This window comes from Nocardia sp. NPDC006630 (assembly GCF_040611495.1).
In the GTDB taxonomy this organism is placed as follows: domain Bacteria; phylum Actinomycetota; class Actinomycetes; order Mycobacteriales; family Mycobacteriaceae; genus Nocardia.
The window spans coordinates 1-15548 of the sequence record NZ_JBEXOK010000017.1; the positions used below are offsets into that span (position 1 = coordinate 1).

Below are 15548 nucleotides of genomic sequence, written 5' to 3' on the forward strand. Positions count from 1 at the left end.
ACACCTCGGGATCGATGATGCCGTTGACCTCCGCACCACCGACCAGCGGCCGCTCCGCCTCCGCCCGCGCCTCCGCCGAAATCTTCGACAGCGCAGCCTCATTCGGCTTGCCCTCGGCATCGACGAGACCGATCTCGTCGCCGCCCATATCCTTGCGGCCACCGGCCAGCAGGTACGGCGCCTTGGCATAGCCGTGATCGCGCAGCGACATGATCAGCAGCTTCGGCGACAGCGGCTTACCGGTATTCCAAGCGGGACACTGGGATTGGCAGCGACCGCATTCGGTGCAGGTGGTGACGTCGAGGATGTCCTTCCAGGAGAAGTCCTCGAACTTGCCGACGCCGAAGGTGTCGTTGTCCGGGTCGGCGGTCTCCATATCGATCGGCTTGCCCTGCGACATCATGGGCTTCAGCGCGCCGAGCGCGACGGTGCCGTCGGCCTCACGCTTGAAGTAGATGTTGAAGAACGCCGAGAAACGGTGCCACGCAACGCCCCAGGTGATGTTGCGGCCGACGAGCAGCAGGAACATGGCGCCGGACATGAGCTTGATGAACGCGAAGATCGACACCATGGTGACGTTCGCGGGCAGCAGCTTGGCGACCTCCTGGGTGAAGAAGTCACTCCAGGTGTGGGATTCGCCGTAGGTGGCGATCTTGCCGGCCTTCACGAAGATCATGCCCAGGCCCTCGATGAGGACGATGGCCTCGATGACGTAGGCGGGCGCGAACTTGGAACCGCTGAAGCGTGAGAGCCGCTCCGGCCGGCGCGGGTGATTCAGCTGGCGGATGGTGATCAGCGTGACGATGCCGATGACCGTTCCGATGCCGAGGATCTCGTCCACCAGGTGGTAGATGCCCCAGGCGCCGACGATGGGCCAGTGGAATTCGGGGTCGAAGACCTGACCGTAGGCCTCGAACCAGAGGATGAAGCCCGCGAGGAAGCCGATCATGACCAGCCAGTGCGCCCAGCCGACCGTGCGGAACTTGTTCATCCGCGTATGCGCGAGGAACTCGATCAGCATGGTTTTCAGGCGCGGGAAGAACGGCCGCCACCGATCCGGTGCGGACTGGCCGACCATGATGGTGCGCACGATGCTTCGCGCGCCACCGATGAGCGATGCCCAACAGAAGATGGTGAGCACCGCTCCAATCGTGCCCAGTGTCACTGTCAGGGCATTCATGTCGCGACCTTTCTGACCGGTTCAACAAGCTTCCGGGGACGGCCTGGTCCGCCTCGGTTGGCTCGTATCCTAACGAACAGTAAGTTACCCGTCGGTAACTTAACTGTCCAGCGTGTTCCCACACCGTAAATCCCGGCAAATCGCACGCTTAACAAAGGGCAGGCTTACTTCGAACGTCACAGTAAAGACACAGTTCTTGGGGGCAGCAGGAATCTCGCTAACCGGCAAACCTTCGATTAAGATCACTCCGTCCGACGTCTGTGCGCATCTTCACATGCTCGGGGAGTGTTTGCCGTTAGCGCGTGGCAGGGCCCGAGGGAAGCCAGGGCCTCGCGTGGCGAAGGTGCGGACGATGGATCGAACCTGATGAAGGATTGGAAAAACCGAATGAAGTTTCGCAGCACCACTGCGGCGGCTGCCTTGGTCATCGGCGCAATGACCACGGGGATGACCGTTGCCCATGCCGACGATGCTCCGGCACCGGCTCAGCCCGCGGGGATCTCGTACTCCACCAAGCTTGTCGACAGCCACATCGTCGATGGCAAGCAGGTGGACGGTAAGACCGTCGTGTCCACGTTGAAGAACGGGACCTTCGAGCTCACTCAGCAGGATGGCGCTACGCCCGAGGACCCGAAGCAGACGGTCGTGAACGTCAAGGACGTTCAGGGGGCGACTGTGATCTCCTTCCCGCTGCAGTTCGACGTCGCGGGCACCAAGGTTCCGGCCACGGCCGATGTCAAGGAGGACGGCAAGGTCCTCGAGGTCGTGCCGACCAAGCCGGCCGATGCGCAGATCAGCACCCAGCCGGTCGCGGTCGCTCCGGTCGCGGCTGCCCAGCCCATCGCCTCGCCGATGGAAAACCAGCGCGCGATGAATGACTTCTCCAGCAAGTTCGGTATCGCCACCGCCATCGGCGGCTTCGTCGGCACTGCCGTCGGCGCGATCATCGGCTGCATTGTCACCATCGTCGCCGCCTGCGTCCCCGGCCTGCTCGCGGGCGCCGGCATCGGCGGCATCCTCGGCACCATCGCCGTGGGTGGCCCGGCGCTGCTCGCCACCGGTATCGACCTCATCAACACGATGCAGGCGCCCGATGGCACCACCCAGTGGGCCTCCGGTAAGTAATTCGCCCACCGCTCGGTTCGGCCCGCCCGCTTCGTCGGGGCGGGCCGGTCGTGTTTCCGGGGCCGGGTAATCCCCGGGCGTGTCTTCTCAGTCGGGCAGTTCGAGCCGGCCGTGGAAGGACACCGTGCCCTTGCGGCGGCCGAAGCGCGCGAAGGTGCGCTCGGTCATCTCGAAGCGCCCGTCCTCGCGCACCAGCAGCACGGTGCTGCACCGGGTTCCGTGCAGCGGATGGTTGACGAAACGCGACGAGGCCACGCGCTCACCGAGTTTGCCGATGCCGGTGTCCGGTAGTTCCGCGTCCGCGGCCCGTGTGCGGTCCGCCAGCACCCCGAGGTAGGCCGACATCGCCGGGATCGTTTTCGACGACCCTGCGCAAGCTCAGCACCCCTTCCCGGACCTTCGGCCACGCCGGGGCGCCCGTGCCGGTGCGGATTTCACCGCCGGTCTCCAGGGATGCGGCGAGCGCGCCATTGGACAGGCCGTGGAAGCCGGGGGTCAATTCGCGCGGACCCTGCTCGCTGCGATTGCCGTACCACCACAGCGTCTCCAGATCGGACACAACGAGATTGAAACCGTTGTATTCGTCCGAGGCGGCCGCGACGCCGCGCACGAATTTCTCCGAATCCGCCTCACCCCGCAGGAAATCCAGCAGCAGCGCGCCTCGGGAGCGCGCATCGGCGCGCTTCTCGTTCACCCCGCGCACATTGGTCACCGTGGCGAATCGATGCGATTCCCGGGCCAGACCCAGCCAGGTGCCCGGCACCGGGCCCCCGGCGCCCAGGTCCCGCCCCGCCAGCAATCCGGGCGCCTCGTCCCACCAGCGCAGCGATTCCGTTGGACGCGTGAAGAACTCGTCCCGATTGGCGGCGACGATCAACCGATACTCCGGATGCGCCCGCCACCCGAGCAACACCAAACACATATATCCAGCATGACCGATCGGCCGGTGCGCGGACCACGGCTCAACAGTGCCGTTTCCGGGCGACTTGCCGCCCGATCGCTGCCACTGCCCGGACCGGGAATGCGAAAAGGCCGGTAGCACTGGGCTACCGGCCTTTTCAGCTGCTCATGCTCAGTTGGTGCGGACGCGCAATCCGGGGTTGTCGGAGAGCACGGTGCTGATCGGCTGCGCGAACAGCTGCGGGGCATTGCCCGTGATCAGGCCGATGAGGTTGGGGATCTCGCAGATCGGGTAGTCGGCGACCGAGGACGCGCTGGAGATGCCCAGGGCCAGGGTGCCGGTGACGATCGGGCCGCCGCTGTCGCCGGGGAGGGCGCAGATATTGGCGGAGAAGCTCTCGGTCTGCTGGTGGTCGCCGACCTGGACGGTCTGGTCGACGGCGTTCACCACGCCGCAGCTGAAGCCGGTGCGCGAACCCGACTTGCAGACGGGCGCGCCGACGACCGGATCGGCCACGCCGGTGATGGCGACCGGCGCCGCGCCGGGGACACGAACCAGGTTGTTGCTGAAGCGGTCACGGGACTGATCGTTGATCGAGACGATCGAGTAGTCCTGCGCGGCCAGGATCGACTTCTGGAAGGAGCCGAGCTGATTGCCGATGTGATCACCCGCGGCCAGTTCGTACACGCCGGGAGCGTTCGCGCCACCGGCCGCCGGGATGTTCGGATCGCAGTGTCCCGCAGTGATATTCACGACAGCGCCATTGAGGTCACCGTTGAAGCCCAGCGAGCAGCGCAGCGACATGCGGCCGGCCACCGAGGCGTAGGAGTCGCCCGCGGCCAGGGGGCCGCCGCCCGCTCCGGCGACCGGATCGGCCTGCGGGACAGTGGCGTCCTCGCCGCCGGTCGGCGGCACGGCCATCACGATGACCTGCGCCGGATCGACGAAACTGGGCAGTGCCAGGCCGGCCTGGTCGACCCGCACCGCGATGCTGTTGTTCATGGTGTTGATGGCCACACCGCGCACGGCCTTGGCGACCGTATCGGGCTGACCCTCCAGCCACTTCTGGAAGGCGTTCTTCTCGCCGCGCAGTGTGGTCTCGCTCTTGGCGACGTCCTTGACGGTGAAACCGGCGTCCGAGACGGCCTTGCGGGCGCCGTCGATGCCGTCGCCGTTGGCCAGCGCCACAACGGCCTTACCGTTCTCGTCCAGCCAGGAGCCGGCGAACACCTGCGGGAACTGGCGCTGCGCGGTGGCGGAGAAGGCGGCCACCTTCTGGCCGAGGGTCGCGCGGTCCAGGTATTCCTGGGGCGAAATCTTGAGGTCGCGAGTGATTGCGGTGATCAGTTCCGCGGGCAGCGCCGGGCCGGCCGGAGCCGGGGGAGCGGCGGGGTCTGCGTGTGCGCTTGCCGCCATCGGCCCGGCGACCAGCAGCGCGGCGGCTGCGATCGCGGCGGATCGGGCGAGGGACCGTGGCCTGCGGCCCACGGGCAGCGAGGAATAGCGCATACGTGGCAGGAGCATGACGCCGACTATATGGGCTCCAGCCCGTTATGCCTACTTATTGCCGCGCGCCCGAGCGTAATTCCTGAGCGTTTCGCGCTGAGGGTTCGTGGGCATAGGCGTAGGGTGCGCGGCTCGATCACAAACGCGAGCCGAACCGCGAACCTGCAGGGGATTCGGGTTCGGCTCGCGTTCGGCCGAAGTTCAGATTCAGTTCGTGTTGGAGCGTGAACGCACCTGAATGCCGCTGCCGAGCCCGCCGCCGGAATTCGCGTCGATATCGGTGAGAATGGCGCGGATCGGAATGCCCAGGCTCGCGGTTCCACCGTACTGCGCCAGCTGGGTATTGGCCTCGTTGCAATTCGGCGCGTCGGCGGCATTCGAGCCGCTGGTGATGCCGAGCGCCATGGTGCCCGACACGATCGCGCCACCGCTGTCACCGCCGAGGGTGCAGGCGCTGCTGGCGAAACCGCGCACCGTCTTGGACTGGCCCTCCGAGGTGTACAGCTGCGTCTCGACCCGATCGGCCACGACGAAACCACAAGTGAACGTGGAGGATTGGCCCGACTTGCAGACCGGCGCGCCGGTGATCGGGTCGGCCACACCGGTAATGGTGAGCGTGGTGCCGTTGGCGCCGCGCACCGACGGCTGATCCATGCCCGCCTTCACCGCGGAGTCGTTGAGCTTGATCACCGAGTAGTCGAGGGCATTGCCGCCACCCAGCTGTGAGCGCACGAAGCTGCCCAGCTGCGGGCTGGCGGTCAGATTGTGAACATTCGGCAGGTAGACATCGGCCTGCTGATTGTCCTTGCCGATATTCGGATTGCAGTGCCCGGCACTGATGTTCAGCGCATTGCCGGAGGAATCGACGCTGTTGAATCCGAACGAGCAGACATCCACGGTCGTCAACGCCGAATCATTGAGCGAGGTGGGGGCACTGATATAGGTGTCGCCACCCATCGGGCGCCGCTCGACCGGGCCGCCGCTGTCCGGTGACAGCACCACCTTGATATTCGCGATCAGGGTCGGCAGATTCAGCAGATGTCCGGCCGGAGTGTTCGCAACACTCAGCACCAGTTGGCTGTTGAGGAAATCGATTGCCACCGAGTTGATGGCGCCGGAGATTTCCCGCGGCAGGCTCGTGATCCAGTGGTTCAGCTGATCCACCGAACCCTCGAGATTGTCGGCGCTGATCGGGGCCAGCCGGGTCTGGTAACCGTCGGCGGCGACCACCTTGGCCGCGTCGAGGGAGGTGACCGCGAGGACCGGCTTACCGTCGGTGCCCATCCAGGCGCCCGCGAACTCGTCGGGGCGTTGAGTGCGGAATTCCGTTGCGTAGTCCCGCAATTGCTGAGCCTTGGCGGCGCGGTCCAGATATTCGGACGGCGTCATCTTCAGATCGCGCGAAATCGCCTGCACCAGTTCGGCAGGCAGCTTGTCGGCGGCGAGTTGATCGGCCGGCTCGGCGCCGGCGGGAATCGATGCGAACAAGGTTCCGACTAGGACGGTCGAAGCGAACGTGATGGTTGCAGCTCGGACCGTGGCGCGGCGCGCCATGAACTTGCGCATGGAGTCCCTTCGTAGTGCACCAGCAGACCGACAATCCGGTTACTTTGCGGAACATCGGTCAGCGCACCACTTTAGGGTACAAACCACAGAAGGTCTCTACTAAGTCAGTACGGACTCTGTGGCCAGGGGTCCTGGAAGACCGGAGCCGTCGGCAGCTGCCAGGTGGGCACCGGCGGGTACGTGTAATACGGCGGGTAGCCCCGCGTAGTGGGTGGTGTGGTGGGCCGAACCGTGGTGGTCGGCGGTGGTGGTTCGGTGGTGGTGGGCGGCGGGACCGTGGTGCTGGGCGGTTCCGTCGTGGTCGGGACGTCGTACGAATCGGCGGGCGCCGGCACCACGGCCGCCGACGGCCCGGGACTCGGCGGTAGCAGCGGCGGTACCGCGCCCGCGGTCGCCGCCGGCTGATTGGCCACCTCACCGCGCGGCGGGCCCGGCGGGGAATCGTCCGGACGCAACACCGCCGCCACTCCGAGGCCACCCAGGAGCAACCCGATAATGGCTGTGGCCGCGGCGATCATGTACGGGCCGCGATTGGCGCGCTGCTTCGGCAGCTGCACGATCGGCTGCTCGGCGGTGATCGGACCGACCGCGGAATCGACGGTGGTGGCCGCCGGGAAGGCCGCCGAATACGCCTGCGCCAGCGGCTCGGGCGCGGACAGCGCGGGCAGGATATCGGTGACGTCGGCGGCATTCTGGGTGCTCGCGGTGGGATCGGGCGGGGTCAGACCGGCGGGGGTCGCCAGCACCGCGGCCAGTGCGGCGCGAGCGGCATTGTGTGCGAACGACTTTCCGGTGTCGTCGGCGTCCGGCTGCGGCAGATCGCGTTCGCTGACCAGCACCACCGACTTCAGGCCCAGATAGTCCAGGGCCTCGCGCAGGGCCTGGACGTTCTCCTCCGGCCACCCCGTCGGATGGGTGGCATAGAACTCGGCCGGGCCGTTCAGATGATCGGCGGCCAGATTGATCAGGCAGAAGGCGGCGGTGGCCATCAGGTCTTCGGCGCGGTACGCCTCGCCCTCGTCGACCGGCATGCCCGCCGGATCGCCGACGGCGCTCACGAATCCGCGGATCGAATTCGACGGGCCCTCCGGCGGATCGCCGCCGAGCACCGCATCACCGTCATCGGCCATGTGCAGGATCGACTCGCGCACGATGTAGTGCACCGGGAGTGTCGCGTCATCGCCCGTGACGACGGCCACGACGGATTCGTCGTCGGCTATCCGCAGGCCCACCCCTGTGGCCATCGTGGTTACCTCACTCGGTGCGTCCTGGTTTTCCTCCGCGCCGTGGTCATACGAGGAGTGAACCGTGACCCATGGCGCGGAGCATTGACAATAACTCCGAACGCGAGCTCGCACCGATCCGACGCCGTATCCGGGCGACGTGATGCTCGACGGTTTTCGCGGAGATATAGAGGCGAGCCCCGATTTCCCGGTAGGTCAGGCCGAGCAGTACGAGCTCCGCGACCTCTCGCTCGCGTTCACTCAGGACCGTATCGGTGCGCGGTTCCGGGCGTGGCGGCGGGGCGGCCGGAGCCGGTGCGCGCACCTCCGGCGGGCGGGCCCGGGTGCGCAGGGTCCGGGCCAGCTTGAGCAGGGCGGTCGCGGTGACCGGGTCGCCGGCGGCCAGGGCGGCCTCGCTGGCGAGGCGCGCGGCATCCCAGATCAGGCCGAGTCCGGCCAGGCGGCCGACCGCCGCCTCCACCTGACTGCGTTCCACCTGACCGCGCAGCACCAGCACCCAGGTGCGGCCCGCGTCCGCCAGTGCGGCGGCCTGCGGATCGCCGGATTCGGCGGCGGCCTTGAGCCGATGTGCGTGCGGCACCAGGTCGTTCGGGCTCTCGTGGGCGATGGCGGCCTGAATCGCGTACCAGTGGAAGGCATTCGACCAGGCGGGCGGGTCGCCCAGGCCGCGCAGCAGTTCTCCGGCCGTGTCGACCAGGGTTGTCATCCGGCCCTCATCGCGCAATCGGATTCCGGCAAGCCACAATTCACCGATCGGAAGCAGGGCCAGCAGGTCCGCGCTCACCTCGTCGAACAGCGGGTAGGCCTGCTGCCAAGCCAGAGTCAGGGCCGTGTGATCGCCGCTGCGCCTGGCCAATCCGACGATGACGCCGTGCGCCAGCAGCCGGTCCCTGGGATCCAGCGCGGCCAGGTCCAGCCCAGCGACCATGGTGGCCGCGGACTGCTCGTCCCCGCCCAGCATGGCGACCCACGCGCCGAGCACCAGGCTCTGCGGATTGTGGCCGGCGCCGCGCAATGCGTCCGCCGCCCGCCGGGGTTCGCCCATGGACAGGCACAGCAGCGTGGCAATCGACACCGCCGAGCACGGCAGGAATCGATCCCCGCCATTCTCATTGGGCGCCACCCCGGAATGCGCCGCGTGAATCAGCGCCGATGCCGCCGCGACCGCCGCACTCCGCCCGGCCTCGCCCGCCCGAGTCGTGAAACGCGGTGGAACCGGCGCGAGTTCGGACGAACCATGCGTCATGGCGCTCAATCGGGCAGCGCCGGTGAGGGCCGGCCGTTCCACGCCTTCAGCACCCCGATCAGCTGTGCCCCGGGCGGCATGGGCGCTGGGCAGGTGCGACGCTGGGGAGAATCGGCTGGCGTCGGTCGAGAACGGGTGCGGCGCTGCGTCGAATCCGGTGACGTCGGCGGTGGGCGGGTGTGCCGCAGGGCCGAATCCGGTGGCATCGGGAGCGGGCAGATGTGACGCTCGGCCGAATCCGGCGGCATCGGGAGCGGGCAGATGTGACGCTCGGCCGAATCCGGTGACGTCGGCGGCGGGCAGGTGCGCCGCTGGGGCGAATCCGGCGGTGGGTCGCTGTGGGGATGGCGCGAACTGGGTGGCGTCGGCGGGGGTCAGGTAGGTGCGGGTCGCGGGATCCGCTGTGAAATATGCCGGGGGTGGGAGGGTTTCGACCGAGCCGGACAGGGCGTCGGCGATGAGGGCGGTGCGGGCGGTGGCCTCGGTGGGCGGCCAGTTGGCGGAGCAGGTGGACATGGCGCGGGCGGTGGGCGCGTGACCCGCGAGGTACAGGACGGTGGCGGCTACCGCCCAGTCCGCGCCGACTCGGTCCGCGCCGAGCCAGGTGTAGAGCTGCGCGGCCCGATTGGCGAGACCGCGGCGGGTCCAGACGCCCGCGCAGATGCGCACCGCGGCAGCGAGTTCCGCAGCCGCGGCCTGCGGGCGAGCCAGGACGGGTTCGGCGAGGCGGAGGGCGGTGTCGCAGTCGCCGGTGCGGGCGGCGGCATCGGCCCAGCGCAGGGCGATGGCATCGAGATCGGCGCCGGCCGTCGCCGCGGCGGCGTAGTGGCGGACGGCTTCGTCACCCGCCTTCTCTGCTGTGGCGCAGAGGAATTCGGCCAGTCGGGGGTCGCGGACGCCGGATTCGGCCAGCAGGAGGGCGGTGTGATCGCGCAGCAGGCCGGCGTCCAGCCGGGCCTGCAGAAGTCTGCGCTGCACGGCGAGCAGCCTGCGGTCGCCGACCAGGGTGCGCAGCGGTGCGATGGCAGGGGTCAGCAGGAGATCGGCATCGGTGACCAGTGCGCTGCCGCGGGCGCGATCCACCAGATCCTGTGCGGCCGTGGGGGTCACGTCCAGCACCTCGGCGAGTTCGGCGGTATCCAGGCCCGCGCCGATGGCGGCCACCACGAAGGTGTCCAGCAGGTCCGGATCGGCGTCGTCCAGCCGGCCGCGCGCCCAGGCGGCGACGGCATCGTCGACCGCGGTGAGACCCGCGTCCAACCGGGTGGCGCAGGCCGCGGTCAGCGCCGCCACCACGCCGCCGTGGATTCCGGCGGTCTGGCGGTGGATGTGCTGCGCCAGGCCGCGCGGCACCATCATGCCGAGTTCGCGTGCGAAGGGGGCGATCTCGGTCGCACCGAGCGCCCGCAGATCGACCACCCGCCCGCGCCGCGCCACCAGCTCGGCCAGGGCGCGCAGTCGGGTGTCGTGCGGTCTGGGCAGCGTCGCGATCACGACGGTGCAGGCGCCGGATTCGGCGACGGCACACAACCTGTCGAACTCCGCCGGACTCAAACCGTGCGCATCGTCGACCACCACGGCGACCCGGGACCGGGCCGCCGCCCCAGAACCGCTGCGGGCTTGCTGCACTGCGCCCGCAACCGAGTCGGCAGCACCTCCGGAACCGCTGCGGGCCTGCTGTATTGCGCTCGGGACCGGGTCGGCAGCGCCTCCGGAACCGCTGCGGGCTTGCTGCATTGCGCTCGGGGCCGAGTCCGCCAGGGCTCCGGAACTGTTGCGGGCTCGGCGAATTGCTCCCGCGACCGAGTCGGTCGGGGTGTCGGAACCACCGCGGGCCTGTTGCACTGCAACCGCGTCAGCTCGGGTGCCGGAACCACCGTGGCTGCCTGCGACCGGCTCGGCGGAGGCGCCGGGTCGAGGGAGGTCGTGACGTGACGGTGCGGGGTCGGCCGAGGTGATTGCGGCGGCCTCGATCAGCTGGATACCGCGGGCGCGGAGGCGATTGCGGATGGCGGTGAGCAGGGTTGACTTGCCGGTGCCGGAGCGCCCGCGAATCAGGTACAGCAGGGGAGCGGGATCATCGGAATCCAACTCCCGGAAGATCTCTCGCGTGCACGGCAGGGAATCCAGTGCGACGGGGGTATTGCCTATCACGGGAGAACCAACTCTCAGCCACCGATATGCGGAATGGTCGGCACCGTGGGAACTGCCTTACCGAGCTGGCCCAGATCGGGAAGCTGGACCGTCGGCGCGGTGATCACGGGCTGCGGAACAGTCGGCAGTTGCGGCTGGGGTGCGGCCGGAACCGTCTGGGGTGCGGGGGGAACCGTCTGGGGTGCAGGGGAATTCGCCTGCTCCGGTGCGGGTGCGGCCGCGGGTGCTCCAGGTGCTCCGGGTGTTGCCGGTGCCGCCGTGCCCGGCTGGGTAGGAGCACCCGCCTGTGCCGGAGCCCCCGCATGCGTGACCGGTATCGTCTGCCCGCCGGTATTTGCCGTCTGCCCACCGGCGTTCACCGGGGCAGCAGACGGATTCGGTGCGACGACCGAAGTCGTGGACGCCTGCGGTGCAGTGGAATTCGAGGGCGCGGACTGCGCACCGGTGCCCATGGCCAGGGTTCCGGTGGCGAGAGCGGCCACCGCGATGGCCACCGCGCCGATCACCGCGACTCTGCGCCAGTGTGTGAAACCGGTGCGTGGCTCCTCGTCGGGTAGCTCGGGTAGCGGTGGAACCGCCGCTGCCACAGTGCTTCCGGCGCCATCGCCTGTGCTCACGGCGGCAGCGGGTTCGACGGCGCCGCCGGACCGATCGTCGATCGCGGCGATCTGCATGCTGCGCGGGTCATCGAGTCGAGTAGCCATGTCGCGCTGGGTATTTCCACGTTCGACCGCAGGAGTCCGGGCACCGCCGCCGTCGTGATCATCGCGATGCACCAGAGGTGCGATGGCCGGATGCGCTTCGGTGTCGGTGGTGTCGGCCAGCAGATCGGCGGCCAGCAATGCCGCGCCGTGCGCACTGAGGTGAGCCGGGTCGGCCGCGGCCGCCACTGGGACGCCGAACTCGGTGGAGAGCAATTCGGTGACCAGCGGGATGGCCGCACCGCCGCCGGTGAGCAGGATGCCGTCCACTTCGGCGGCGGTCAGTCCGGCGCGGCGCACGGCCTCGTGGACCAGGTCGATGGAGGCGACCAGCGGGCCCCGGTAGAGATCTTCGGCTTCATCACGCACCAGGCGGACATCGATCGGGTCCTGGCCGGGCATGCGGACCGGAATCACGGTCGCCGTTTGTTTGGAGAGCGCTTCCTTCGCGGTTTTGCAGCGCACCCGCAGTTCTGCGAGTTCCTGTTCGACCAGCGGATCGAAGGGGTCGAAATCCGTTTCGCCCATGGCGAGTCCCAGGGCGTATCGCATGGTCAGGAGGTCGAATTCGGCCCCAGCCACGGCGGTCGACCGCACCGGCTCGCCGAGCAGACCGGACAGCGCGCCGGTGCGCGCCACCGAAACGGTCAAACCCGTTGCACCCAGGTCGTACACGATCATGGCGCCGTCGTGGGTGGATTCGTGCACCTCCTGCAGCCAGCGCATGGCGGCCGCGGGTTCCGGTACCAGGGCCACACTGTCGAGTCCGGCGGCGGTGAGGGCCGCGCGCTGTACCTCCACTGTGTGTTGTGACCACCAGGCCGGATAGCAGGCCACCATGGCCGCGGCGAGGCCGGAATCGTCCACCGCCCGGCCGATCGCCGCGGCCACGAGATCCGCTGCGCGCACAGCGGATCCGTCTCGCATCCGGATATCCACCGGGTCTCCGACCCTGGACAGGAAACTTTCCGGAAGTTCATGCTCCGCGCCGATCATGCTCGGCCGGATATGCAGTCTGCGCTGTCCCCCCGAAGTCGTCACGGCAACCGTATTGGACGTCCCGACAGTAATGCCGAGCGCCATCCCCTGACTCATTCGAGATCCCCTGTCGATCGAAACACGCGTCGGGTGATTCGCGTGCTGGCCGAAAGCTGTTACGTCCGAAATGTGCGAAAGGCTGTGGTGCAGGCCGGATGACCCATGGGACCTGTCGGTTGCTGGGGGACCGCCGTTACCGTTTCCCGCGCGATTCCGGGGAAATTCCCCTAATCGCCATCTACCCCCTACGGAGGGGACACGCGAAACGGGGGGAATTCACCCCGTTACGGCGTAACGGGTCGGGTTCCTAGCGTGAATAGCAATTCGAACAGTGCGGGTCAGCCGGGCCCGCCCACCCAGGAGACGATTCGCCATGAGCCCCAATGCAATTCTCGAGTTCATCCTCAACCTGCTGCGGGATCACGAAGCCGCCGCGAGCTACTGCACCAACCCCGCGCAGTCGCTGGCCGACGCCGGGCTCGGGTCGGTGACACCGGAGGACATCACCGCCGTCGCGCCGATGGTGGCCGAATCCGCCCTGGTAGCGGGAGGTTCGCAGCTGTCCGCGATCTGCGCCGCCGGGGCCGGGGCCGACACCGGCGCCGGGCTCAACGGGAACCTCGGAGGGAACGGGGGCCTCGGGCTGAACGGGTCCGGTGGGCTCACCGGTGCCGCCGGGCTGAATGGTGCGGGTGGGCTCAATGGTGCCGCCGGGCTGAACGGTGCCAGCGGGCTGAACGGTGCCGTGGGTCTCAATGGTGCGGTAGGGGTGAACACCGGCACGGTCGCGGCGGGGACGACCGGCGCCACGGTGAACATCAGCACGGCCACTGCGACCGGCACCGAGGTCTGCTTCAACGGCGATGCCGGCACCGGCCTCGAACTCGGCCTCTCCTCCGGAATCGGCGCCCTGGCCGGTGCCGCCTCCACCCTCGGCGCGGGCCTCTCCGCCGGCCTCGACGGTGCAGCCAACGCCGCAACCGGCCTGGAAGCCAACCTCTCCGGCGTCCTCGGCGCCCAAGCCGCCGCCGACCTCACCTCGGCCCTCACCGGCGGCCTCTCCGCCGGAGCCGGCCTGACCGCCGGAATCCAAGGCGCGGCTGACGCCCTCGGCCAAGCCGGAGCCACCCTCACCACCGGCCTCACCGGCGCCCTCGACACCGCCGCCGGCCTCGAAACCAACCTCACCTCCGCCCTCGGCGCCGCCACCGACCTGGGAGCCAACCTCTCCGGCGCAGTCAATGCAGGCACCGCCGCTGCCACCGATCTCGGCGCGACCCTCTCCGGCGCGGCCACCGCCGCGGCGGGCGTAGGAGGCGGCCTCGCAACGGGCCTGGCCGGTGCGGTGAACGCAGGCACCGGCGCAGCCGCGGATCTCGGAGCCAACCTCTCCGGCGGCCTGAACACGGCCCTCGGCGCGGGCGGCGGCCTCCAGACCGGCCTCAACGGCGCACTGAACGGCGCGACCGACCTCGGCGCGCACCTCGGAAGTGATCTCGGCGCAGGACTTTCCGGAGGTATCGATTCTGCGATCGGTGTGGGTGCGCAGGCGGGTGCGGGGCTCGGAGGTGGTTTGGAGACCGGCCTGAATGGTGCGGTAAATGGCGCAACCGGCCTCGGTGCCCAGCTCGGGAGTGAACTCAACACGGGGCTTTCCGGAGGTATCGATTCCGCGATCGGTGCGGGTGCGCAGGCCGGTGCGGGGCTCGGCGGTGGCCTGCAGACCGGCCTCAACGGCGCGGCCAATGGCGCGACCGATCTCGGTGCGCACCTCGGAAGTGAGCTCGGCGCAGGGCTTTCCAGCGGTATCGATTCCACAGTCGGCGCCGGTGCGGGGCTCGGTGGCGGTTTGGAGACTGGCCTGAATGGTGCGACCGGCCTGGGTGCCCAGCTCGGGAGTGAGCTGAATACGGGGCTTTCCGGTGGTTTGGCGACCGGTGTGGGGGCAGGCGCGCAGATCGGAAGTGGTTTGGAGACAGGGCTTTCCGGGGCAGCGAACGCGGCTGTCGGGGGCGGAACTCAGCTCGGTGCCGGTCTGAATACCGGGATCGATGCCGGTGCGCAGACTGCCGGTGGTCTCGGGGCGGGCCTCGATTCGGGGCTGAATGCTGCCCTGCATGGTGGTTCGCAGGTTGGTGCCGGACTCGAGACCGGGTTGAACGGCGGTATCGATTCGGCGGTCGGCGCTGGCGTGCACGCCGGGAATGATTTGTCTGCCGGGCTTTCCGGCGGGCTGGGGACCGGTGTGGATATCGGTGCGCAGACCGCCGGCGGTGTCGGTGCGGGGCTCAACTCCGGTGTGGATACGGCGCTGCACGGTGGTTCGCAGGTTGGCGCTGGTCTCTCGACCGGGCTTACCAGTGGCATCGATGTCGGTGCGCAGACTGCCGGTGGCGTTGGCGCGGGGCTCAATTCGGGGCTGGATGCGGCGCTGCACGATGGTTCGCAGGTGGGGGCGGGGCTTACGGGTGGGGTTGACTCTGCGGTTGGTGCGGGGGTGCATGCCGGGAATGAATTGGAGGCCGGGGTTTCCGGTGGGTTGGGGACCGGTGTGGATGTCGGTGCGCAGGGTGTGGGCGGGGTGGGGGCTCAGGTGGGGAGTGGGATCGATGCGGGGGCGCATGGTGTGGGCGGAACTGAGGTCGGGGTGGGGACGGGGTTGAATCCTTGGGCGGGCCTGGATGTTTCGAATGCGTTCGGGGAAGGGGTGCATGCGGGGGGCGCGGATGCGGGGTTGTTCGGGGATGGCGGGGTGCACGGCGGGATCGATCTGGGGACGCATCCGGGTGGGGACATCATCGGGGACATGCTGCACTCGTGAGTGCGATGCAGCCCGGTGCCGGGCGAGTATTGGCGGTAGGCCGCATCTCTGACGGGATGCGGCCTC

General features: G+C 68.7%; 10 protein-coding genes. 2 read left to right on the forward strand and 8 right to left on the reverse strand.

Annotation, left to right across the window (positions count from 1 at the left end; translation table 11 throughout):
• Positions 1-1180 (reverse strand): (Fe-S)-binding protein (locus tag ABZX86_RS36900; protein ID WP_355130573.1); only part of this gene is annotated, 1180 nt, incomplete at its 3' end.
• A gap of 387 nt (positions 1181-1567) precedes the next feature.
• On the opposite strand from ABZX86_RS36900, the gene ABZX86_RS36905 reads away from it, so the two are divergent.
• Complete coding sequence (locus tag ABZX86_RS36905; RefSeq protein ID WP_355130575.1) at positions 1568-2305, forward strand: hypothetical protein; 738 nt, start codon at positions 1568-1570, stop codon at positions 2303-2305.
• A gap of 87 nt (positions 2306-2392) precedes the next feature.
• On the opposite strand, the gene ABZX86_RS36910 is transcribed toward ABZX86_RS36905, so the two are convergent.
• From ABZX86_RS36910 to ABZX86_RS36940, 7 genes are all read right to left on the reverse strand, one after another.
• Positions 2393-2650: an NRDE family protein gene (locus ABZX86_RS36910; protein ID WP_355130577.1), complete on the reverse strand. Its 258-nt coding sequence runs from the start codon at positions 2648-2650 to the stop codon at positions 2393-2395.
• Positions 2565-3227, reverse strand: coding sequence for an NRDE family protein (locus ABZX86_RS36915; protein WP_355130579.1), 663 nt, complete (start codon positions 3225-3227; stop codon positions 2565-2567). The genes ABZX86_RS36910 and ABZX86_RS36915 overlap by 86 nt, the downstream gene beginning before the upstream one ends.
• Before the next feature lie 150 nt (positions 3228-3377).
• Positions 3378-4730: a S1 family peptidase gene (locus ABZX86_RS36920; RefSeq protein WP_355130580.1), complete on the reverse strand. Its 1353-nt coding sequence runs from the start codon at positions 4728-4730 to the stop codon at positions 3378-3380.
• A 189-nt stretch (positions 4731-4919) separates the two neighbouring features.
• Positions 4920-6278, reverse strand: a complete 1359-nt coding sequence (locus ABZX86_RS36925; protein ID WP_355130581.1) for a S1 family peptidase — start codon at positions 6276-6278, stop codon at positions 4920-4922.
• Positions 6279-6382: 104 nt separating this feature from the next.
• On the reverse strand, positions 6383-7522 hold the full coding sequence (locus ABZX86_RS36930) for a hypothetical protein (RefSeq protein WP_355130583.1): 1140 nt from the start codon (positions 7520-7522) through the stop codon (positions 6383-6385).
• Between the two features lie 46 nt (positions 7523-7568).
• Positions 7569-10922 carry a LuxR C-terminal-related transcriptional regulator gene (locus ABZX86_RS36935; protein WP_355130585.1) on the reverse strand — a complete coding sequence of 1118 codons (3354 nt, stop codon included), beginning with the start codon at positions 10920-10922 and terminating at the stop codon, positions 7569-7571.
• A 14-nt stretch (positions 10923-10936) separates the two neighbouring features.
• Complete coding sequence (locus ABZX86_RS36940) at positions 10937-12718, reverse strand: Hsp70 family protein (RefSeq protein ID WP_355130587.1); 1782 nt, start codon at positions 12716-12718, stop codon at positions 10937-10939.
• A gap of 316 nt (positions 12719-13034) precedes the next feature.
• On the opposite strand from ABZX86_RS36940, the gene ABZX86_RS36945 reads away from it, so the two are divergent.
• Positions 13035-15482: an IniB N-terminal domain-containing protein gene (locus ABZX86_RS36945; RefSeq protein ID WP_355130589.1), complete on the forward strand. Its 2448-nt coding sequence runs from the start codon at positions 13035-13037 to the stop codon at positions 15480-15482.
• The last annotated feature ends 66 nt before the right edge of the window (positions 15483-15548 follow it).